19 protein-coding genes are annotated in these 21,194 nt (G+C 67.1%); 5 read left to right on the plus strand and 14 right to left on the minus strand.

Annotation, left to right across the window (positions count from 1 at the left end; genetic code table 11):
- Positions 1 to 3: 3 nt before the first annotated feature.
- Genes VFC51_14650 through VFC51_14660 form a run of 3 tightly spaced genes read right to left on the minus strand, consistent with a single transcriptional unit; the run spans position 4 to position 1,664 of the window.
- Positions 4 to 570 (minus strand): DUF402 domain-containing protein, encoded by a 567-nt coding sequence (locus VFC51_14650; GenBank protein ID HZT08261.1) that lies wholly within the window; start codon positions 568 to 570, stop codon positions 4 to 6.
- Positions 567 to 1,238 (minus strand): HD domain-containing protein, encoded by a 672-nt coding sequence (locus tag VFC51_14655; GenBank protein HZT08262.1) that lies wholly within the window; start codon positions 1,236 to 1,238, stop codon positions 567 to 569. The genes VFC51_14650 and VFC51_14655 overlap by 4 nt, the downstream gene beginning before the upstream one ends.
- 51 nt (positions 1,239 to 1,289) lie before the next feature.
- Positions 1,290 to 1,664 (minus strand): hypothetical protein, encoded by a 375-nt coding sequence (locus tag VFC51_14660; protein HZT08263.1) that lies wholly within the window; start codon positions 1,662 to 1,664, stop codon positions 1,290 to 1,292.
- A gap of 262 nt (positions 1,665 to 1,926) precedes the next feature.
- Here VFC51_14660 and ilvD point away from each other — a divergent pair, with 262 nt between their 5' ends.
- On the plus strand, positions 1,927 to 3,600 hold the full coding sequence (ilvD, locus tag VFC51_14665; GenBank protein HZT08264.1) for a dihydroxy-acid dehydratase: 1,674 nt from the start codon (positions 1,927 to 1,929) through the stop codon (positions 3,598 to 3,600).
- A 197-nt stretch (positions 3,601 to 3,797) separates the two neighbouring features.
- Here ilvD and VFC51_14670 read toward each other — a convergent pair whose 3' ends face one another.
- From VFC51_14670 to VFC51_14705, 8 genes are all read right to left on the minus strand, one after another.
- Positions 3,798 to 5,003, minus strand: a complete 1,206-nt coding sequence (locus tag VFC51_14670; GenBank protein HZT08265.1) for a thiolase family protein — start codon at positions 5,001 to 5,003, stop codon at positions 3,798 to 3,800.
- Positions 5,004 to 5,226: 223 nt separating this feature from the next.
- Complete coding sequence (locus VFC51_14675) at positions 5,227 to 6,870, minus strand: 3-hydroxyacyl-CoA dehydrogenase NAD-binding domain-containing protein (protein HZT08266.1); 1,644 nt, start codon at positions 6,868 to 6,870, stop codon at positions 5,227 to 5,229.
- A gap of 8 nt (positions 6,871 to 6,878) precedes the next feature.
- The gene (locus VFC51_14680; GenBank protein ID HZT08267.1) at positions 6,879 to 7,673 is read right to left on the minus strand and encodes an enoyl-CoA hydratase-related protein; all 795 of its coding nucleotides are present in this window, start codon (positions 7,671 to 7,673) and stop codon (positions 6,879 to 6,881) included.
- A 16-nt stretch (positions 7,674 to 7,689) separates the two neighbouring features.
- Complete coding sequence (locus tag VFC51_14685; GenBank protein ID HZT08268.1) at positions 7,690 to 8,463, minus strand: enoyl-CoA hydratase-related protein; 774 nt, start codon at positions 8,461 to 8,463, stop codon at positions 7,690 to 7,692.
- A 61-nt stretch (positions 8,464 to 8,524) separates the two neighbouring features.
- Positions 8,525 to 9,748 (minus strand): FAD-dependent oxidoreductase, encoded by a 1,224-nt coding sequence (locus tag VFC51_14690; protein ID HZT08269.1) that lies wholly within the window; start codon positions 9,746 to 9,748, stop codon positions 8,525 to 8,527.
- Positions 9,749 to 10,242: 494 nt separating this feature from the next.
- Positions 10,243 to 10,605, minus strand: coding sequence for a hypothetical protein (locus VFC51_14695; protein ID HZT08270.1), 363 nt, complete (start codon positions 10,603 to 10,605; stop codon positions 10,243 to 10,245).
- Between the two features lie 3 nt (positions 10,606 to 10,608).
- A complete protein-coding gene (locus tag VFC51_14700; protein ID HZT08271.1) occupies positions 10,609 to 11,052 on the minus strand; it encodes a hypothetical protein in 444 nt (147 codons plus the stop codon).
- Positions 11,053 to 11,059: 7 nt separating this feature from the next.
- Positions 11,060 to 11,746 carry an MBL fold metallo-hydrolase gene (locus VFC51_14705; protein ID HZT08272.1) on the minus strand — a complete coding sequence of 229 codons (687 nt, stop codon included), beginning with the start codon at positions 11,744 to 11,746 and terminating at the stop codon, positions 11,060 to 11,062.
- 179 nt (positions 11,747 to 11,925) lie between these two features.
- Between VFC51_14705 and VFC51_14710 the strand changes: the two genes are divergently transcribed.
- Complete coding sequence (locus VFC51_14710; GenBank protein HZT08273.1) at positions 11,926 to 12,384, plus strand: hypothetical protein; 459 nt, start codon at positions 11,926 to 11,928, stop codon at positions 12,382 to 12,384.
- A gap of 15 nt (positions 12,385 to 12,399) precedes the next feature.
- Here VFC51_14710 and VFC51_14715 read toward each other — a convergent pair whose 3' ends face one another.
- From VFC51_14715 to lysS, 3 genes are read right to left on the minus strand one after another with little or no spacing between them, the layout of a single operon-like run.
- Positions 12,400 to 13,599: a hypothetical protein gene (locus VFC51_14715; protein ID HZT08274.1), complete on the minus strand. Its 1,200-nt coding sequence runs from the start codon at positions 13,597 to 13,599 to the stop codon at positions 12,400 to 12,402.
- A 22-nt stretch (positions 13,600 to 13,621) separates the two neighbouring features.
- Positions 13,622 to 14,896: a serine--tRNA ligase gene (gene serS / locus VFC51_14720; protein ID HZT08275.1), complete on the minus strand. Its 1,275-nt coding sequence runs from the start codon at positions 14,894 to 14,896 to the stop codon at positions 13,622 to 13,624.
- Positions 14,897 to 14,945: 49 nt separating this feature from the next.
- Positions 14,946 to 16,424 (minus strand): lysine--tRNA ligase, encoded by a 1,479-nt coding sequence (lysS, locus tag VFC51_14725; GenBank protein ID HZT08276.1) that lies wholly within the window; start codon positions 16,422 to 16,424, stop codon positions 14,946 to 14,948.
- Between the two features lie 135 nt (positions 16,425 to 16,559).
- Between lysS and VFC51_14730 the strand changes: the two genes are divergently transcribed.
- From VFC51_14730 to ppdK, 3 genes are all read left to right on the plus strand, one after another.
- Positions 16,560 to 16,829 (plus strand): hypothetical protein, encoded by a 270-nt coding sequence (locus VFC51_14730; protein HZT08277.1) that lies wholly within the window; start codon positions 16,560 to 16,562, stop codon positions 16,827 to 16,829.
- A gap of 101 nt (positions 16,830 to 16,930) precedes the next feature.
- Positions 16,931 to 18,250, plus strand: a complete 1,320-nt coding sequence (locus VFC51_14735) for a glycine--tRNA ligase (protein ID HZT08278.1) — start codon at positions 16,931 to 16,933, stop codon at positions 18,248 to 18,250.
- 88 nt (positions 18,251 to 18,338) lie between these two features.
- Positions 18,339 to 21,185 (plus strand): pyruvate, phosphate dikinase, encoded by a 2,847-nt coding sequence (gene ppdK / locus VFC51_14740; GenBank protein HZT08279.1) that lies wholly within the window; start codon positions 18,339 to 18,341, stop codon positions 21,183 to 21,185.
- Positions 21,186 to 21,194: the final 9 nt, after the last annotated feature.

The following is a 21,194-nucleotide window of genomic DNA, read 5'->3' on the forward strand; positions in this document are numbered from 1 at the left end:
ACCTTATCCGCGGCGGTCGTCAGCGCTGTCGCCCATCTCGTGGGCTGGCGTCGGCAGGCCCCTGCGCTCAGCCAGATCGATGAGCTGAGCCAGGCCCGCGCGTGCGCGGGCAGCGTCCTCGGGTGAATAGAGCTGCTCCGCCGCGAGGCCGAACTCGTCCTCGTCCAGCACCGTGTAGCGTCCGTCGGGATGGACGAACAGGTCCAGGGCCATGTCGACGAATGCGACGCCCTCCTCGTCGATCCGGGCGGGCTGGGCCACGTTACAGTACCAGCCCTTGTGGCGACCGGAGGGGTCCGCGATGTGGAACACGTTGTACCAGCGATCCGGATAGTAGTACTCGGTGAATCGATCGCCGGTGCAGAACGGTACGCCGTCGACGACTGGCGGCTCCTTTGCAACCAGCGCGAAGGTTGCATAAATGACGACCGCGTCCTCCGCCTCGTCACGGAGGCCGGTCCACGAGTAGACGACGCGCCCGGTGTAGTCCAGCTTCCTGACGGCGATGCGCTCACCTGGCGCGGGACGCAGACGGCTGCCTTCGATCGCCTCGCGGGATTCCTCGGTCACATAGCCCCCTCGCGCTCGAGTTGCGCCACGAGCTGCTGGAGAAGAGCGAGACGCTCCCGGCCCATGGCCCGGCCGGGCTCCGTCGTCAGGCTCTCCACGATGCGAGGCGCCAGCTCCGACCAGCGCTTCAGCTCCGTGGCGGCGCTCGCCGTATCTGGCGGCGAGCCCGCGCGGCTGGCCGAGGCGGGAAAGCTGCAGAGGAAGTGGATCAGCGAGGCGGCGCCCAGCTTGGAGAGCTTGTCGGCGTCGAACAGGATTGCCGCCTCGATGGGCTCGATTGGACCGTCGCGGAAGAGCCCGACGTGAGCGGAGATCGCCCCCGCGACCGCCTCGATCTTTCCGCGCGGAAAGTCCGTCCGCCGCAGGATCGCGCGCGCTCGCTCGGCGCCGCGTAGGCCGTGCCCGTCCCCCGGCTCCTCGGCGAACCCCTTTGAGACGTCGTGGAGCCACGCCGCGGCGGTCACAACCTCATCGTCGGCCGCCAGCTTGGCGGCGAGATCACCGACGATGGCCACGACGGCACGGATGTGCTCGAGGCGATAGTTGAACGGAGGCGCCACGCCGGGACGCACGCGCCACGCGTGCCGGGCCTCAGCGGTCGCCTGGCGCGTGGCAGCGGCTACGACGGTCTGGCGCCAGCTGGGACGGGGGGAATTCGAGATCGCCACGATCTACCCCGGGCGTGGATTCGCCCGGCCAATTATGGATCGTAGCGCTGATCAATGCTGGGAGTCGAGGCGAGCGCGCAGACGCGCCAGCGCTGCGAGATGGTCGTCGAGCGCCTGGCCCCCGTCGCAAATCCGGTCGAGATTGTGAAGGCGATAGCCGTAGCTCAGCCGCTGAGCCGCGGCGGCGGCCGCGTCCAGGTGGTGAATCGCCTCAGCCCGTGCCGAGCGCACGCGCCGGGGTCCCTCCACATCGTGGAGTCGCTCCTTGAGGGTCAGGAGCTTCCAGCGACAGATCGACGCGGCGTTCGCCGTCGGTTGCGGCGCAGTGGTCGCATTCACCTCCTCCGCCACTTCGCGGCCCGTCTCCGCCACCGCGTCGAGAATTCTGATGAGCTTCTCGCGCCCAGCTTCGGTTGCATCAGCCATGGATCGACTCCGCGACGCGGACCTCGGATCGACCGCGCGCCACAATTGTAAGACGCTGGCTGCACGGAAGAGCGATTCGGCCACCGACACCTCGAAATTGCGCGACCGCCACGCGGTCGCCGTTTCCCCACAAGGCTACGAACAGGCATCTCCGCGCGTCAACGACTTCCGATCACGGTGGGATCACAATGTGGGGGCCGGGCGCGAATGTCTATAATCCGCCGACAACACTTGGCGCGGCTTCCCGCCTGGGGGACGAGATATGGGCGAAGATCTGCAGCTTCACAGTCGCACGTTGATCGCGGGGCCGGACCGGGCGCCCGCCCGGGCCATGATGCGCGCGGTGGGCTATACGGATGACGACTTCCGGCGCCCGCTGATCGGCGTGGCGCACTCGTGGATCGAGATCATGCCCTGTAACTTCAACCAGCGACGACTGGCCGCGAAGGTCAAGGAGGGCATTCGCGCCGCGGGCGGCACGCCGGTCGAGTTGAACACGATCTCGGTGTCCGATGGGATCGCGATGGGGACCGAGGGGATGAAAGCCTCGCTGATCTCCCGGGAGGTGATCGCGGATTCCATCGAGCTCGTGGCCCGCGGGCACCTCTTCGATGGAATCGTCACGATTTCCGGGTGCGATAAGACGATCCCTGGAACCGTCATGGCGATGCTTCGCCTCGACATCCCCGGCCTCATGATCTACAGCGGCTCCATCGCCCCTGGCGTCTTCGAGGGGCGCGACGTGACGATTCTCGACGTGTTCGAGGCCGTTGGCGCGTTCGGCGCCGGCAAGATCACTGCCGAGCAGCTCAAGGCCCTGGAGGAGCGCGCCTGCCCGGCCGCGGGCGCCTGCGGCGGTCAGTACACCGCGAACACCATGGCCACCGCATTCGAGGTCATGGGAATCTCGCCCGCCGGAAGCGCCAGCATCCCCGCGATGGACCCCAATAAGGACGAGCTGGCATTTGACTGCGGGCGCATGGTGATGGACCTCGTCCGCAACGACGTCCGCCCATCGCGGATCATCACGCGCCAGTCCATCGAGAACGCCATCGCCGCCGTCTGCGCGAGCGGCGGATCGACGAACGCGGTGCTGCACCTGCTCGCCGTCGCTCGCGAGGCCGGCGTGCCGCTCAGCATCGACGACTTCGACGCGATCAGCGAGCGCACGCCCCTGGTCGGGGACCTGAAGCCTGGCGGACAATATGTCGCGACGGACGTGTATCGCGCGGGCGGCATCCAGGTGCTCGCACGGCGGCTGCTGGACGCGGGCGTCCTGCACGAAGATGCGATGACCGTGACCGGGCGGACGGCGGGCCAGGAGGCGCGTGCCGCGGTCGAGACAGAGGGCCAGCGGGTCATTCGACCCATCTCGGACCCCCTCAAGCCGACCGGCGGCCTCGTCATCCTGAAGGGCAACCTCGCTCCGGACGGGTGCGTGGTGAAGGTGGCCGGCCACGAGCGAATGCGCCACCGCGGCCCCGCGCGTGTCTTCGACCGCGAGGAGGACGCCTTTGCCGCCGTCCAGTCGGGCCGCATCGTCGGCGACGACGTCGTCGTCATCCGGTACGAAGGACCCAAGGGCGGGCCCGGTATGCGCGAGATGCTGGGTGTAACGGGCGCCATCGTCGGCGCCGGGCTCGGCGAGAGCGTCGCCCTGCTCACCGATGGTCGATTTTCTGGGGCCACCCACGGCCTGATGGCCGGCCACGTGGCGCCCGAGGCGGCCGCGGGTGGCCCGATCGCCATCCTCCGCGAGGGCGACATGATCGCCTTCGACATCCCGAACCGGCGGCTCGACGTCGAGCTGTCGGACGACGAGATCGCGGCGCGCCTGCGGGGCTGGCAGCCGCCGGCACCGCGCTATACCCATGGCGTGATGGCGAAGTACGCGCGCCTCGTCTCCTCTGCCTCCGAGGGGGCAGTGACCGGCTAGCCCCACATCCCTCTTCGATAGGGCAGCAGCGAGGGCCGAATCGATCAAACCCGGGGTTCAAACCGGTCACGATTCTCGTCATATCGCTGAGCGCATCGCTCGCTCAGGGCAGGCCAGCCGAAGCACTCCGCGCCCTGAGCCGGTCACGGGCCGAGCGATTTGTCAGCAGCCTTCCGGAGGCGGGCGACCGCCGCCCCCTACTCGACGCCGGCGAAGAGGGTGCTCACCCCCTGTCCCACGCCGACGCACATGCTCACCAGGCCCCAACGCGCCTTGCGCCGCTGCATCTCGTGGGCCAGCGTCGTCGTGATCTTCGCGCCAGAGCAGCCGAGGGGATGCCCGAGGGCGATCGCCCCGCCATTCACGTTCACGCGGTCCATTGGCAGCCCGAGCTCGTCGATGCAGGCCAGGGACTGTGACGCGAAGGCCTCGTTCAGCTCGATCAAGTCCAGATCGTCGGCGTGGACGCCGGTCCGGTCGAAAAGCTTCCGCGTCGCGGGGATCGGCCCCAGCCCCATGAAGAGCGGATTCACGCCGGCGGCGGCCGACGCGACGTAGCGCATCATCGGCTTCAGCCCGAGTGATCGGGCCCGCTCGGCCGATATGACGAGAAGGGCCGCCGCGCCGTCGTTGACGCCGGAGGAGTTGCCCGCCGTCACCGTTCCGCCCTTTCTAAAGGCCGGCGGGAGCTTCGCCAGGGCCTCCATGCTGGTATCTGGGCGCACGTGCTCATCGGTATCGAAGTCCTTGGGCGGCGCCCCCCGGGGCTGCGGTGTCGGCACGGACACGACCTCGTTGGCGAAGCGTCCCTCGCGGATCGCGGCGGCGGCCTTCCGATGGCTGGCCAGCGCCATCTCGTCCTGCCGCACGCGGCTGATCTCGTACCGCTCGGCCACGTTCTCGGCCGTCTCGCCAAGGCTGATGGGGTCGTAGCGCTCGGCCAGCCTCGGATTGACGAACCGCCAGCCGATCGTCGAGTCTTCCATCTCGACCTTCCCACGGGGGAACGCCGTCGATGGTTTCGCCATGACCAGCGGGGCGCGGGTCATGCTCTCGACGCCCCCCGCGATGTACACCTCGCCCGCCCCGGCCTGAATCAGCGTCGCGGCCGTATTGACCGCCTGGAGGCCCGAGGAGCAGAGACGGTTTACCGTCTGGCCGGGAATTGTCTCCGGGAGGCCGGCGATCAGGAGCGCCATGCGGGCGACGTTTCGGTTGTCCTCCCCGGCCTGGTTAGTACAGCCGAGGATCACGTCATCGATGGACTCCGGGTCGATCCCGGTCCGATCGACGAGCGCACGGATCACGTGGGCGGCCAGGTCGTCTGGTCGGACGTCTTTCAGCGCCCCGCCGTAGCGACCGACCGGCGTCCGCACCGCGCCCACGATCACTGCATCCGCCACGCGATTCCCTCCACGGTGTGATAAGGCTTGCCCCGGCCGCGCACGGGTAAATTGGGCTGTAGCGCGTGGTTACGCCGAGGCCGTACGCCGAAGAGTCTAGCAGAGGGCATGAGATCCTTCGCTTCGCCTGGGTATGACAGACGTATTTCGGCTCACGTTCTGAGGACGGCTGACGCATCTCCGCCCACGCGCGCGGGATGACAGACGCGCTTCCCTTACGCTCTTAGAATGTCGAGAATCCCCGACCGGCGTCTCGGCCGGTCCATCCCGCGAGCGCCATTCGCCGGAGGAGCGGTGCGGGGCGGTATCGGTCCTCGCGCAGCTCCTCGTGCATCCCCCTGATGATAGCGTAGACCAGATCGACGCCGATGAGATCGGCCCACTCCAACGGCCCGTGAGGGTAATTGGCGCCGAGGCGCACGGCCGCGTCGATGTCCTCTCGCGTCGCGATCCCCTCCATGAGGGCGGCGCACGCCTCGTTTACGATCAGCGCGACGATCCGCGCGGCGACCCCGCCGCTCCCATCGCCCACGAGGACGGGCTCCTTTCCCACGGCGACGGCCAGACTCTCCGCCGCCTTTACCGCGGCTGGATCGGTCTGGAGCGCTGGCGCCACCTCGACCACCTTCGCGTCCGCCAACGGGGGGAGCACGGCGAAGCCACAGACGATGGAGGGATTGGCGTGCCACGACGCGGCCTCTGACGCGGCCACCGTCAGCGCGATGGACGCGACGGGCGTTCGCGGAGCAACACGCGCGACGTCGCGGAGCATCTCCCGCTTCGTGTCACGGCTCCAGCCCGCCTCGACGACGAGCGCTGCGCCCGAGACGGCCTCAGCGATGCTGGCAACCCCGTGCACGCCCGACGTGGCCGCACGCGGCGGTTCCCGCGACCACACGCGCGTCTCGAGGCCCGCCGCGCTCAGGGCGCTGGCAAGGTCCATGCCCAGAGCCGAATCCCCGACCACTGCGACCGGTCCCATCAGCGGCTCCGCCGCGATCGTCGGAAGCTCCGGGGCGGACGATCCGTCATATGCGTACCAACCACGCCCGGTCTTCTGCCCCAGGTTTCCGGACTGCACGATCCGGAGCTGGCGGAACGATGGGCGGAGCTTGGGCTCGCCGTAGAGCTGGCTGAAGATGGAGTGGGTCACCGCGAAGTTCACGTCGTTCCCGATCAGGTCCATCAGCTCGAACGGTCCCATCCGGAACCCTACGCCCTTCATGATCCGGTCCACGATGGGATAATCGGCCACCCCATCGCCGAGGATGCGCAAGGCCTCGTTATAGAAGGGCCGGACGATGCGATTGACGATGAATCCGGGTGTGTCGCTGGCACGGACGGGCGTCTTGCCGAGGAGGCGCGCCAAATCGACGGCGCGGTCCATGGTGGCATCAGACGTCGAGTAACCCCGGACGACCTCGACGAGCGCCATGAGGGGAACCGGGTTGAAGAAATGCATGCCAACCACCGCTTCGGGCCGCTTGGTCGCCGCGCCGATCTCCGTCACGCTGAGGGACGACGTGTTGCTGGCGAGGATCGCGTGCGCCGGGCAGTGCTCGTCGAGCTGGCGGAACACCTGCGACTTGACCGCGATATCCTCAACCGCCGCCTCGATGACGGCATCGACGTCGGCCAGCGCCGAAAACTCGACCGTCGGCTCGATCCGGCCGACCGTTGCGTCAGCGTCGGCCTTCGACATCCGGCCCCGCTCCACCGCGCGCTGGAGGAAACCCCGGATCCGGTCCACCCCGGCCTGCACGAGTTCGGTTCGCACGTCGAGGAGCCGGACGTCTATTCCCTGCTGCGCGGCGACCTGGGCAATCCCGCCACCCATGGTGCCCGCGCCGATCACTCCGAGCTTCATCGGTCGGCCTACTCCCCCCGAAACTCTGCCTTGCGCTTCTCGATGAAAGCCATCACCCCCTCACGGAAATCGCGCGTCTGGCCGGCGGTCTCCTGCTGGAACGACTCGTAGTCCAGCGCGCTCTCCACGTCGAGCGTCAGGGCGCGGTTGATGTCCCGCTTGATGAGACCGATGGCGCGCGTGGCGCCAGCGGCCAGGCGCGTCGCCAGCTCCAACGTGCGAGCCATCAGCTCCTCGGCTGGGTAGAGGTGATTCACCAGGCCGATGCGCTCTGCCTCGGCGGCCGGGACGGGATCGCCGGTCATCGCGATCTCGAAGGCCCGGCCGAGCCCGACGATGCGCGGCAGAAAGAAGGAGCTGCCCGAATCGAGGGCGAGCCCGACGCGCGCGAACGACTGGATGAGCGAGGCCGAGTCGGAGGCGGTGCGCAGATCGCACGCGAGGGCGAGCCCGCATCCCGCGCCGGCGGCCACGCCGTTGAGCGCGGCGATCACCGGCTTCTCCATGGTACGAATCCGCATGATCATGGGCTTGTACCGCTCGCGGAGACCCGCCCCGAGGTGCGGCACCTCCCCGCGGTCGAAGATGGCCCGCCGAGCCTGGAGGTCCTGGCCGGCGCAGAACGCCTTGCCGGCGCCGGTGACGACGACCGCGCCGACCGCGCGGTCGCGCTCGGCCTCGCGGAGCGCTGCGGTCAATCGGTCCAGAAGCTCCTCGTTGAACGCGTTGAGAACCGACGGCCGGTTCAGGGTGAGAACTGCGACGCGCTCCTGTCGCTCGACCAGGAGGACTTCCTCGCTCATGGTTCGGCCCCGCGCCTCATCGTCCCAGATATCGAGGCGGGCGCTTCTCCAGAAATGCCCGCATCCCCTCTCGAGCGTCGTCAGTCCCCAGGAGCGCTGCCAGCGACCGGCGCTCGTACTCGAGGCCGGCGGTCAAGGTCGTTTCGAAGGCCTGGAGTACCGCCTCCTTGGCGAGGCGCACCGAGATGGGTGGCTTCGCGGCGACCTCCCGCGCGAGGCGGCCAGCCTCGTCTGCCAGGACCTCCGTCGGGACGACGCGATTCACCAGGCCAATGCGCTCGGCTTCGTACGCCGAGATCATGCGCCCGGTCAGCACCAGCTCCATCGCCCGCGCCTTGCCGACCGCGCGCGCCAGGCGCTGCGTGCCGCCCGCCCCGGGCATGATCCCCACGTTGATCTCCGGCTGGCCGAAGCGGGCGCTTTCCGCGGCGATGATCAAATCGCAGCTCATGGCCAGCTCGCAGCCGCCGCCAAGGGCGTACCCAGCCACAGCAGCGACGAGGGGCTGGCGAATCCGTCGCAGCCGGTCCCAGAGCTGGCCGCGCGCGGACTGCACCATCGTCGCCACGGGCGCGTCGGCGAACTGCTGGAGGTCGGCACCGGCGGCAAAGACCTGGCTTCCGCCGGTAACGACGGCGACCCGAATCGCCGGGTCTTCGTCGAGCGCCTCGAGCGCGCCGACGACTTCGCCGAGCAGCTCATTGCTAAGGGCGTTCAGGACGGCCGGCCGGTGGAGGGTGACGGTCGCAACCCCCCCGTCTCGCTCGACGAGGACCTGTGCATCCGCCATGTGGTGCTCCAATCGGTTTCAGCCACCAAAAGATACGTGATCGCACGGGAGCAAACGGGAACTAGCTCAGGAGCCGCTCGCGGTCATCCCACACGTCGTTCTTGGAGCGAATCGTCTTCACCAGCTCGACTTTTCTCGCCATATCGCCGATGAGCGCCGCGCCGACGAGCCGGTTCTCGTAGAAAAAGAGCCGCCGATACGACCAGTTTGTCGGGTTCGAGCCGTTGGGGTAGACGCGCGAGACGCCCTGGATCTCCGGTCGGATGTCGGGCGTCGCGCCGATGACGGTCATCCGCGAGTCGAAGAGAGTGGTGGTGTACTGTCGTACGTCGCGCACGGGCTGCCGATCCCCGAGCATGTTGAGCGCGGAGATCCGCCCGTGGAGCGAGGCGCTGGCCCAGGTCCCCATGGTGTAGTGGCGATCGAGATCGACGTCGTAAAACTCGGCGATATCGCCGGCCGCGTACACCCCTTCGACGTTCGTCTCCAGATATTCGTTCGTAACAATGCCGTATTTGATGTCGACGGAGCCCGAGGGCAGGAAACCGTGGTTGTAGGTCAGGCCAAGGCCGCAACCGACGATGTCCGCCTCGATCCTTCGGCTGCCACGCGAGATGACGGCCGCGACGTGGCCATCGCGGGTCTCGATATGGTCCGCGGTGTCCTCGTACACCATGTCGACGCCGTGGTGGCGCGCGATCCGGTCCACCAGCTCGCCGCCGTCCTCGTCGATCACGCGGTGGAGGAAGCGAGGGCCGCGGATGAGCCACGTCACGTGCAGGCCGCGCGACCGGAACCCCTCTGCCAGCTCGTAGGAGATGTAGCTGCCACCGATGCTCACGGCGGAGCGGCCTCGCTCGATCCGTTCGACTAGGTCCTTCGTGTCATCCAGCGTCTGGAAGTAGCAGACCCCGTCCGCGTCGGCGCCGGGCACGTCGAGGTGGTTGGGCGTGCCTCCGGTTGCCACGAGAAGCCGGTCGTAGGAGAAATCATTGCCAGTGTCGGTGACGATCGTACGGGATTCAAGGTCCACCTTGCAGACGCGGACGTTGGGGTAGAAGCAGATGTTGCGGTCCCGGTGAAACTCCATCGTCTTCATGAAGAGCTTCGATTCCGGTGTCTTCCCCTTCAAGAAGGGTGGAAGGGCAACCCGGTTGTAGAGGGGGTACGGCTCGTCGGTGAAGAGGGAGATTCGACAGTCCGGATCGTTCTTGCGGAGCGTCTCGGCGGCTGTTGTACCCGCAGTGCCGTTCCCGAGCACTACATAGTGCCGCGCATCGGGCAAAAAGCACCTCTCCAGCGAGATTCATGGACGGTTGTCAGGAACAGGTGGGAAGCAGACCATGCGTTCGCACGGAACGTCGCGCATATACGGTCGCAGGCAGCTATTATAGCGGACACCTCTGGAAGCGCGGCACTCCATGAAGAGAGCCCCGGCGTGCGGAAGCACATCCGGAGCTCTCCCGTCTCAGCCACTGGTTAGGCTGACAGAAGACCGGGCCATCACCTTGCGCCGGCTGATAGCAGCCGAGACCCCCGGGCCTTAATCAGGATTGCAGCCTGCGGCCCCCTGTGGGCGATGCGCCGGGGTGCGCCCGGGGTCACCCGGCCCCGCGAGGTCGTCGCGGGGCCTCACGTGTCCACCTGCCAAACCCCGAGAAGGACTCTGTACCGCATGATCGGATTGCTCCCCCTCATTAGGTGCGTCCTTTCTCTGGCCCCTGCGCAGGTCCAACTTTATGTTAGCTCTGAGGGGCAACGGGAGCAAGGCGCCCGGACCTAGCTCCCCACCGCGAACTTCCCCAACGCGTCCACCAGACGTGCGCCCGTCTCCACCTGCCGCAGAGCCTGGCGGTAGGCGTGCAGGATCTCATTCTCCCGCTCGAGCTGCACCGTCGTCTCGGTCACCGGGCGTGTCGCATCCTGCGTGTCACCCTCGGCCATCAACGTGTTCGTCTGGGTCGCGCCGAACGTGTTGCGAAAGATCATGGTGCGGATGATCCGTCGGTCCAGGGTCTCCGTGTACTGGGCGAGGGCCTCGGTGAGCGCTCGCACACGCGCTTCCTGCTCCTCGATCAGTCCCCTCAGGGCTTTCAGCACCCGCTCCCGGTCCTCGGACAATTCATCAACGTATGAGGGCATGGGTCACGGTCCTCCCAGCTTCGAATCGAGGGATTTGAGTAGGCGAATGATTTCGTCCAATCGATGAATGATCTGATCGTCGAGATCGCCCGTCGTCGGCGTGCTCGGCGTTTGCGCGCCCGCGCCGGAGGCGGGCTTCGCGCTCATACCGAGCCGACCCTCCGCTGCGAGGTTCCCTTGCTCCGTCGGCACGAACGTGTCGTACTTCACGCCGCGCTCCCACACGGAGATCAGGCCCAACCGTTGCAGCGCCATGAGGGAATCGAGGAATTGATTGCGGCTCGGGTCTTCCTGGAACTCCGCGTAGCTCAGCTCCGTGAAGCCGGACCGGCGGGCGATCTCCCACTCGTTGAGCGCCCGAATCCGGTCCTTCATGCCCTCCCTGGCGCGGTAGCCTTCGACGAGGGCTTCCAGCGTCTTTTGCTGAAGTTCGGACAATGGCGCCACGGACATATCAGGAGCGTCGGTATTGCAGGAGGACGACGGTCGGCTCGCTCGGAAGCGAGCTATGCGTAACGTTAATTCGCGGCTGAGGCTCGGATTGCGTCAGCCCCATCTCGCGGAGAAATCGATCGACCCCTTCCAGCTCGACGGTGGAGACGTCCGTCGCGTAGTGCATGGGAACCACGAGCTTCGGCTCGATTTGGCTAATGACCTCCACCGCCTCGGACGGCCCAATCGTGCAGTGCCCGCCGACGGGTATGAGCAGTACGTTCACGTCTTTCATCAGCTCGATCTGCTCGGTGGTGGGGATGCTCGCCAGGTCGCCCAGGTGGCAGAGGGTGATGTCGTCGACGGAGATGATGTAGGCCGTATTTCTCGGGGTGCCCGGGGCCTTGCCGGCCGGCGTGCGCACCCCCGTTACGATGATTCCCTGGACCTCGTATTCGCCGGGCCCGTCGAGCACCGTGGGTGAGCCAGCCAACTCCCCCACCGCGCTGTGGTTGGGATGCGAATTCGAGATTGTCACGACGTCTGCCGTGACTCGGTTCACGGAATAGCCGCTGGCCCGCGCGCACGGATCGGTAACCAGCGTCGCGTCCCGGCCTCGCATACGAAAACAGGAATGTCCGATCCAGGTTAGCTCCACACCTCTCCTTTCCCTCGTTCCCGGCCCGCCTCGGTGGCAACTGGGCGCCATTGTAACAACGCCCGACGCCCTGCCCTGTCTGGCCGCCAGTGCGCTGCGCTGCGCGCCAGTATAATGGCGAAAATCTGCGGCGGGAGGTGAGTCGGGCAAGGCCAGCCGCGATCCTCAGATCCGAGCGCTGCTCTCATGCACGACGCGCGTGGCGCACGGGCGCAATTCATGGAGGCGAAATGGCAGGGCAGAACTTCAGCGGATCATCGAGCCAATGGGATGACTACGCGGATCGCATTCGACAGCAATTGCCCACCGCACCCGACTCGCTGACGGACGCTTACGTGGCCTGGGCGCCGTGGATCGCGATGATCTTTGGCGCGTTCGGCGTGTTCATGAGCATCGTGCTCCTGACCGTGGGGGCGATCTTCTCGCCGCTCCTTCTCCTCGCCGGCGCCTGGGGCATCCAGGCGGGCGCGGCGGCCTTCCTGGCGCTCGTGTTCCTCCTCGTCGGCAGCGCGCTGGACGTCGTCGGCGGCTACTTCATGCGCCAGATGCGCCTCAACGGGTGGTGGCTCGTCGCGGCGGGCCTGATCGTCGGGATCCTGCAGAACGTCGTCCATTTCAGTGTTATCGGCCTCGTCATCGTGCTGGCGATCTCGTACATCCACGTGGAGGTGAAGCCCCGGTACCACTGACCGACCGGCCCGGGTCTACTGAGCCGCCGGGCGCCAGAAGGCGAGGCGCCCTCGCGCCACCGTCGTCTCCTCGTGAGCGCCGGCCAGCGACCGCACCAGGACCTGGCGCACCGTCGGGACCACGCCGTTCTCGCGCTCCTTGGCCCTCGACGCCGCCAGAACCAGCTCCGCGCCGTCTGGCGAGACGAGGCTTGCCGACTGGACGTACTGGTCGAAGTGGCTGAACAGGAGGAACATGTCGCGGGTCGGACGCACCCAACCGAGATCCTCCCGGCTCCCCGCTGACACGTCCACCGTACGGACGAATACCGCCCGGTCCGAGATTTCCCCGGATACGTAGATGATGCGCCGGCCATCGGGGGTCCAGAAGTAGGCGATGATGGGGTCCTCGATGATTCTCTGCTCCGAACCCGACGCGAGGTCGTACAGCGTCACCCCGGCGTATAACGCCGCGTCGACGTTCGGCCGCCACGCGCACGCGACAAGATCGCCGGTCGGGCTCGGAATAAGCGCCGGCGCCAGCCCGGCCGTGAAAAGTGGCTGAGGGACGCGATCTGCAACGGTCGCGACCTGGCAGGCTTCCGACCCCTCGACCCCTGCCTCCAACTGGAGCGCGACGACGGCCGCTGCGCGTGTCGACGACCAGACGGGCGCGCGGAACGCCGTGGCCGGCCTCCGCTCCACCTGCTCCTGCACGACCTGCCCGCCCTCGATCCTGATCCAGAGCAGGCGGCTGTGTGGCTCCGCGGCCCGACCGGTGCCCACGTTGGCTACGAGCCCCCGCGAATCGGGCTGCCACGTGAAGTACAGGGGCGCCCCCTGGGCCACGGTCAGCGGCGGCCGCTCGCCCTCCGGATCGATGACGCGGAGGTAAAGCTGGTTCGCGAGCTGGACCAATACCGCGATCCGACGACCATCGGGCGACCACCCCATGTAGATGGGGGCTTCGTTGGTGGCCGTGTACGCCGCCACGTTGCGCGTTCCGTCCGCGCCGACGACGCGAACGCCGGAGGCCACCAACTCGTTTCCATGGACTTCGTAGCGGAAATACGCGAGCCTCGACCCATCGGGCGACCACGTCGGCCAATTCGCAAACCGGCTGCCCTCCTCGTCCGGCAGGGCCGATTCCTCCGCGGAGACCGAGATCTCGTGCCCGACGTCAAGGTCGCGGACCCGGATCTCTCCGCTCTCCGCCACGTACGCGATCTGGCGCATGGCGACCTCCTGCCTGGCATGATCACCGTTGAGCGACGATCTCGCGGGCGCGCAGGAATGGTTGGAGCGCATTCGGCACAGCGACGGCGCCGTCTTCGCGCTGGTACGTCTCCAGAATCGCGGCCATCGTTCGCCCCACCGCGAGCCCAGACCCGTTCAGGGTATGGACGTAGTCCGCGTGGGCGGTCGGTGTGGGCCGATACTTGATGTCCGCGCGGCGAGCCTGAAAGTCCCCGCAGCTCGAGCACGACGAGATCTCCACAAATCGGTCCTGGCCCGGCATCCACACTTCCAGGTCATAGGTCTTGCGGGAGGTGAATCCCATATCACCCGTACACAGCAGCACCACGCGGTACGGCAGATCGAGCGCCTGGAGCACGGCCTCGGCGTCGCTCACCATCGATTCCAGCTCTTCGAGCGATCGGTCGGGCTGGGTCAGCTTCACCATCTCTACCTTGTCGAATTGATGGACGCGGATCAGCCCGCGGGTGTCGCGGCCGGCGGCGCCAGCCTCCCTGCGAAAGCACGCGCTGTAGGCACAGTAGCGAATGGGCAACCGGGCGCCGTCCAGGATCTCCCCGCGATGGAGGTTCGTCACCGGGACTTCCGCCGTCGGGATCAGATAGAGATCGTCAGCCTCCAGATGGTAGGCATCGTCGCCGAACTTGGGAAGCTGTCCGGTCCCCTCCATCGCTTCCGGCTTCACGACGTATGGCGGGGCGATCTCTGTGTATCCGTGCTGGCCGACGTGGAGGTCGAGCATGAGGGCGATGAGCGCGCGGGAGAGCGCGGCGCCCTGACCGACGAGCGCCTGGAAGCGCGACCCGGCGATCTTGGCCCCTCGCTCGAAGTCGATGATTCCCAGATCCTCGCCGATCTCCCAGTGCGGCCTCGGCGGAAACGGGAAGGACCGTGTGTCGCCCCATCGCCGCACCTCGACGTTCTCGGCGGCGTCGGCGCCAACGGGGACGCTCGGGTCCGGGATGTTGGGGACCTCCAGCAGCAAGGGCTCCAGCTCGCCGTCGATCCCGCGAATTTCGGGCTCCAGCACGGCGATCCGCTCGGAGAGCGCCCGCGTCTCGGCGATGAGCTGTCCCCGCTCCTCCGGGTCCTTCGCGCCCGCGATCTTCGCTGACCGTTGGTTGCGCTGCGCGCGGAGCCGCTCCAGCTCCTGGAGGATCGCGCGACGCCGCGCGTCGAGCGCGAGGATCCGGTCGATCGGCGCGTCGGAGCGGCGGTTGTCCAGCGCCTGACGGACCAACGCCTCGTTTTCGCGAATGTACTGCATGCTCAGCACGCCCGTGCTCCTGCTGCGCGCCGGCGGCCCCGCTGTTCGCGCTCGGCGGTCATCGCGTGTCCCGAGATCGGAGCTGGGGAAAGAGGATGACGTCGCGGATGGACGGCTGATTCGTGAGCACCATGACCAGCCGATCGATGCCGATTCCTAGACCGCCGGTCGGGGGCATCCCGTGCTCCACCGCCACCAGGAAGTCCTCGTCCAGCGCCTGCGCCTCCTCGTCCCCCGCCGCACGCTGGGCGACCTGCTCGTCGAAGCGCCGACGCTGCTCCACGGGATCGTTCAGCTCGGAGAAGGCGTTCGCGATCTCCATGCCGCCGATGTACGCCTCGAACCGCTCGACCTCATCCGGCTGGCTCGGGCGCCGCTTTGCGAGCGGCGTCGTCTCAACGGGATAGTCGACCACGAAGGTGGGCTGGACCAGGCGCGGCTCCACGAATACGGTCGACAGCTCGTCAATAACCTTCGCCCGATTCCACGATCGATCGACTTCGAGCCCCGCCCGGGAAGCCGCCGAGCGCAACATCTCGTCGTCCGGATACTCGAGGTAGTCCACGCCCGCGTACTCCAGGATCAGCTCCTGGAGACGACGGCGCGGCCATGGCGGGGCCAGCTCGATGGGCTCGCCCTTCCACTCGAGGCTCGTGGTGCCCATCACGTCGAGGGCCACGTGGGACACGAGCTGCTCGACCAGCTCCATGATCGCTTCATAGTCAGCGTAGGCCTGGTACAGCTCGAGCATGGTGAACTCGGGGTTGTGCTTGTAGCTCAGCCCCTCGTTGCGGAAGATGCGGCCGATTTCATACACGCGCTCGATGCCACCGACGATGCAGCGCTTCAGGAACAGCTCGATGGCGATGCGCAGATACAGCTCCTGATCGAGCGCGTTCGAGAACGTCGTGAAGGGCCGCGCCGCGGCGCCCGACGCCACCGCCTGCATCATGGGCGTCTCGACCTCCAGGAAGCCGCGGTCGTCGAGAAATCGACGCACTGAGCGCACGATCCGCGTACGGGCGGCGAAGACGTTCCGCACCTCTTGGTTGGCGATGAGGTCGAGGTAGCGCTGGCGATGGCGCTTCTCGACGTCGGTGAGGCCGTGCCACTTTTCGGGCAGCGGCCTGATCGCCTTTGCCAGGAAGGTGAGAGAGCGGGCCTCGATCGTGGGCTCGCCCGTCTTCGTGCGGAAGGGCACGCCGTGGACGCCGATGAAGTCGCCAACGTCCAGCTCGCGGTAGAGGGCGAACCCGGCCTCGCCGAGGGAGTCGCGCCGAAAGTGGATTTGGATTCGACCGCCACCGTCGAGAATGTTGGCAAAGCCCGCCTTCCCCATGTGCCGGATCGCGCCGACGATCCGGCCGGCCACGCGGACCTCGTGGCCCTCGAATCGCTCGAAATCGGCGACAAGGTCGGCGGACTGGTGGGTTCGCTCGAATTTGCGGGGGAAGGGGTCGACGCCGAGTTCGCGGATGGCGTCGAGCTTGCGGAGCCGCGCGGCACTCAGGTCACCGCCCTCTACGTGCTCCGCCACGCACACTCCTGAACGTCTGTGGTTCTCGAATTATAGCCGTCGGCGGTTGCCCTCCCCCGTGGCGCCCGGTTGCTGGCGATCGGACGCCATCGATAGAATCCAGAGGGTTTCGCGGGTGGGGGTTGATGGCGGATGATGGAGCGGCGATACGCCCGCGGACGGCGCCATGGCGCGGCCGGCGACCACGACGTCCCGTATGCGTTCGGCTTCCTCCCCAGCGTCGATCGCCCCTATCCCTTCCGCCTCATGCAATTCGCGCGGCTGCTCTTTATGCGCGGCCGGCGCCTGGACGGCGCCTTTCGCGATGACCAGGAAGGACGCTATCAGATCACCGTCCACAACGGCATCCTCTGGGTCGAGCGAGACGGCAACACGTACGTGCGACGACCAATGGATCCAAACTGACGGCTGCGAGCACCACCTTGCCAGCCGCGAGAGACGACGCGCGGGCAATCGCCTCATCAGCGCCGCGATATCTCGCTTCGCTGAACGAAAGGACAGATCGGTTGCGTCAGAGCACCTACGAGCTAACGGATACGGCAAAGGTCGTCTCCCTCGCCAAGCGGCGGGGCTTCGTGTTCCCGTCGAGCGAGATCTATGGCGGTTTCGCGAACTCATGGGACTATGGACCCCTGGGCGTCCTCTTGAAAGAGAACGTGAAGGCGGCCTGGATGCGAGCCATGGTCCAGGAGCGCGACGACATCGTGGCGCTCGATTCCTCGATCATCCTGCACCCGCGCGTGTGGGAAGCATCGGGGCACGTGACCCACTTTACGGATCCCCTCGTCGACTGCCGCGGGTGCGGCAAGCGGTGGCGGCTTGACGAGCTGGCCGACGGCCGCTGCCCGGAATGCGGCGGCGAGGTCACCGAAGCCCGCCAGTTCAATCTGATGTTCAAAACCTACGTCGGACCGGTCGAGAACGACGCCGCGGTGGCGTATCTGCGGCCCGAGACCGCCCAGGGGATCTTCATCAACTTCAAGCTTGTGCAGACGGCGCTGCGGATGCGGCCGCCTTTTGGCATCGCCCAGATCGGCAAGTCGTTCCGGAACGAGATCACGCCGGGCAATTTCATCTATCGGACGCGCGAGTTCGAGCAGATGGAGATGGAGTTCTTCGTCATGCCCGGAACCTCGGACGAGTGGCTGGACTACTGGGTGTCCGAGCGGAAAGCCTGGTACGAGCGTCATGGCATCCGCTCGGAAAATCTGCGCCTGCGCGCTCACGAAACCGAGGAGCTGGCCCACTACTCCCGGGGCACGTACGACATCGAGTTCAAGTATCCCTTTGGTTGGGGGGAGCTGGAGGGGATCGCCAATCGCGGCGACTACGACTTGAGCCAGCACGAGGAATACAGCGGCGAGGATCTCCGCTACTACGACGAAGAAACCAAGCGGCACGTCCGACCGGAGGTCATCGAGCCCGCCGCCGGCGCCAGCCGCGCGACAATGGCGTTCCTCCTGGACGCCTACGACGAGGAGCCCGACGGGGATGAGATGCGCGTCGTCCTGCGCTTTCACCCGTCCATCGCGCCCTACAAGGCCGCCGTGCTGCCGCTGCAGCGGAAGCCGGACCTCATCAACCTGGCGAAGTCCATTCGCGCCACAATTCGCAAGCGCTTTATGACAGCGTATGATGAGACAGGGTCTATCGGACGGCGCTACCGTCGGCAAGACGAAATCGGGACGCCCTTTTGCGTCACACCGGACTTTCAATCGCTCGAGGACGGGACCGTGACGGTTCGGGACCGCGACAGCATGACACAGGAGCGCATCGCCATCGCCGACATCGTTCCCTGGCTTGACCAGCACATGGCCACTGACTGACGCCTTCGCGGCCGGGTCTCGGGCAGCGTGGCCCACCGACCGCCGCGCGACGAACGCCTGACTCGAGGAGGAGAGCAGCGAGATGTCAATGGAGACACCAGCCCCGGCAGCCGCGCGCGACCAACAGCGCGTGACCACGAAGAAGTGGGTCTACCTCTTCGAGGAGGGCAGTGCGTCGATGCGCTCCCTCCTTGGGGGCAAGGGCGCAGGGTGCGCGGAGATGACCCGAGCGGATCTGCCCGTGCCTCCCGGCTTCACGATCACGACGGAAGCGTGCAACGCCTTCTACGCCAGCGGGAAGAAGTTCCCCGCAGGCATGTGGGACCAGACGCTCGACGCCCTGAAAGTCATCGAGCAGAAGACGGGAAAGCGCCTCGGCGACGCCGCAAACCCCCTGCTCGTGTCCGTGCGCTCCGGCGCCGCGTTCTCCATGCCCGGCATGATGGACACCGTGCTCAACCTGGGGCTCAACGACGAGACCGTCCTGGGCCTGGCGCGCCTCACCGACAACCCGCGCTTCGCCCAGGACGCCTACCGCCGTTTCATCCAGCTCTATGGACGCATCGTGATGGGGATCTCCGCCTCGATCTTCGAGGAGATCCTCGAACAGGCCAAGCACGTGCGCGGAGCGCAGGCGGACACCGACCTGGACGCGGCCGCCCTCGCACAGGTCGTCGAGCGTTTCAAGCACGCCGTCCGCCGCGAGGCTGGCAAAGACTTCCCATCCGACCCGATGGACCAGCTCCAGCTCGCCATCGCGGCCGTGTTCGAGTCCTGGATGGGCGATCGGGCAGTCGTCTACCGCGAGGCCAACAAGATCCCCCACGACCTCGGAACCGCCGTGAACGTGCAGACGATGGTGTTCGGGAACATGGGGAACGATTCGGGGACCGGCGTCGCCTTCACGCGGAACCCGTCCACGGGCGAGCGCGCCCTCTACGGCGACTTCCTGGTGAACGCGCAGGGCGAGGACGTCGTCGCGGGTATTCGCACGCCCATGCCGATCGCGGAGATGCCGCGCGTGCTGCCGGAGATCTATCGGCAGTTCACCGAGATCACCGACCGCCTCGAGAAACATTACCGCGACGTGCAAGACGTCGAGTTCACGGTGGAGCGCGGACGGCTCTTCATGCTGCAGACGCGCACCGCGCAACGCACGGCCGCGGCCGCCGTCCGAATCGCCGCCGATATGGTGCACGAGGGCCTCATCAGCAAAGACGAGGCGCTGCTTCGGGTGCAGCCCGACCACGTCGTCCAGCTTCTACTCCCGCGCTTCGACCCCGCCGCCAAGGAGCGAGCGGTTCAGGACGGCCGTCTGCTGACTGTCGGGATCTCGGCGTCTCCCGGCGCGGCATACGGGAAGGCGATCTTCGACCCGGATCGCGCCGATCAGCTCGGCCACGCCGGCGAGAAGGTCATCCTGGTGCGGCCGGAGACCTCGCCCGACGACGTCCACGGCATGATCCCCGCCCAGGGCGTGCTCACCTCACGCGGCGGCAAGACGAGCCACGCGGCCGTCGTGGCGCGCGGCATGGGCAAGCCGGCCGTCGTCGGCGCGGAGTCCATCAGCGTGGACCTCAACGGGCGGTCGATGACCGTCGGGGACCGAACGCTGCATGAGGAGGACTGGATCTCCATCGACGGCGCGACCGGCGAGGTGTTCGCGGGCGAGATCGAGAGCATCCCGCCGAACATCGAGGACCAGCGCGAGCTGCTGGAGGTGCTCTCCTGGGCGGACGAGCGTCGCCGCCTGCAGATTTGGGCGAACGGCGACTATCCCCGGGATGCACAGCGGGCGCGGGAGTTCGGCGCGCAGGGAATCGGCCTGTGCCGAACCGAGCACATGTTTATGGAGCAGGAGCGCCTCCCCATCGTCCAGAGGATGATCCTTGCCGCGCCCCAGGCCGCGCGCCTGCGAATCGAATCGGAGAATCTGCGCGAGCAGATCGCCGAGGCGCCAGACGGCCGCCGCCCCGACCTCGAGCGGCGGCTGACGGCTCTCGAGGCGGAGCTGGGGCCCGCGCGCGATGAGTTCGAGGAGGCCCTGAGCCAGCTCCTCCCGATCCAACGAGAGGACTTCAAGGGCATCCTCCGGGCGATGGAAGGCCTCCCCGTGGTCATTCGCCTTCTCGATCCTCCACTCCACGAGTTTCTGCCGCGCCACGAAGACCTCCTCCTCGAGGTCGATCGGCTGCGCCGCGAAGATCCGCAGGCCGGCGAGCTGGAGCGCAAGGAGATGCTCCTCAGCGCCGTCGAATCCCTCCGCGAGGCGAACCCGATGCTCGGACTTCGCGGCTGCCGACTCGGGCTGATGTTTCCCGGCATCAACGAGATGCAGGTGCGCGCCATCTTCGAGGCGGCGTGTGAGTTGAAGCGGGAGGGCGTGGACGCGCGACCAGAGATCATGATCCCACTCGTGGGCCACGTCAACGAGCTGAACCGTGTCCGCGGGCAGCTAGAGGAGACGGCCCGACGCGTCATGGACGAGCAGGGCGTGAACGTCGCCTACAAGTTCGGCACGATGATCGAAGTCCCGCGCGCGGCTCTCACCGCGGATGAGATCGCGCAGTCGGCCGAGTTCTTCAGCTTCGGGACCAACGACCTGACCCAGATGACGTTCGCCTTTTCGCGCGACGACGCGGAGGGGAAGTTCCTCGCGCGCTACCTGCAGGAAAAGATCCTGCCGGAAAACCCGTTCCAGACCCTGGATCGGTCAGGCGTGGGAAAGCTCGTGCAGCTCGCCGTGGACGCCGGGCGGCAGCAGCGTCCCGACCTGGAGATCGGCGTGTGCGGGGAGCACGGCGGAGACCCGGCGTCCATCGCGTTCTTCAACAGCGCTGGCCTGAACTACGTGAGCTGCTCCCCGTTCCGGGTGCCCGTCGCACGACTCGCGGCCGCTCAGGCACAGCTCTCCGGCGAGTATTCGGCCAAGTAGGTGCGCAGC

The organism is Chloroflexota bacterium, assembly GCA_035652535.1.
Lineage (GTDB): Bacteria > Chloroflexota > UBA6077 > UBA6077 > SHYK01 > DASRDP01.

What these genes read in the sequence shown, in the direction of transcription:
- VFC51_14680 (HZT08267.1), bottom strand. Translation starts at nt 7,673, where the DNA reads ATGAGCGAGGAAGTCCTCCTGGTCGAGCGACAGGAGCGCGTCGCAGTT.
- VFC51_14675 (HZT08266.1), bottom strand. Translation starts at nt 6,870, where the DNA reads ATGAAGCTCGGAGTGATCGGCGCGGGCACCATGGGTGGCGGGATTGCC.
- VFC51_14715 (HZT08274.1), bottom strand. Translation starts at nt 13,599, where the DNA reads ATGCGCCAGATCGCGTACGTGGCGGAGAGCGGAGAGATCCGGGTCCGC.
- ppdK (HZT08279.1), top strand. Translation starts at nt 18,339, where the DNA reads ATGGAGACACCAGCCCCGGCAGCCGCGCGCGACCAACAGCGCGTGACC.
- ilvD (HZT08264.1), top strand. Translation starts at nt 1,927, where the DNA reads ATGGGCGAAGATCTGCAGCTTCACAGTCGCACGTTGATCGCGGGGCCG.
- VFC51_14730 (HZT08277.1), top strand. Translation starts at nt 16,560, where the DNA reads ATGGAGCGGCGATACGCCCGCGGACGGCGCCATGGCGCGGCCGGCGAC.
- VFC51_14660 (HZT08263.1), bottom strand. Translation starts at nt 1,664, where the DNA reads ATGGCTGATGCAACCGAAGCTGGGCGCGAGAAGCTCATCAGAATTCTC.
- VFC51_14695 (HZT08270.1), bottom strand. Translation starts at nt 10,605, where the DNA reads ATGCCCTCATACGTTGATGAATTGTCCGAGGACCGGGAGCGGGTGCTG.
- VFC51_14705 (HZT08272.1), bottom strand. Translation starts at nt 11,746, where the DNA reads ATGGCGCCCAGTTGCCACCGAGGCGGGCCGGGAACGAGGGAAAGGAGA.
- VFC51_14685 (HZT08268.1), bottom strand. Translation starts at nt 8,463, where the DNA reads ATGGCGGATGCACAGGTCCTCGTCGAGCGAGACGGGGGGGTTGCGACC.
- VFC51_14710 (HZT08273.1), top strand. Translation starts at nt 11,926, where the DNA reads ATGGCAGGGCAGAACTTCAGCGGATCATCGAGCCAATGGGATGACTAC.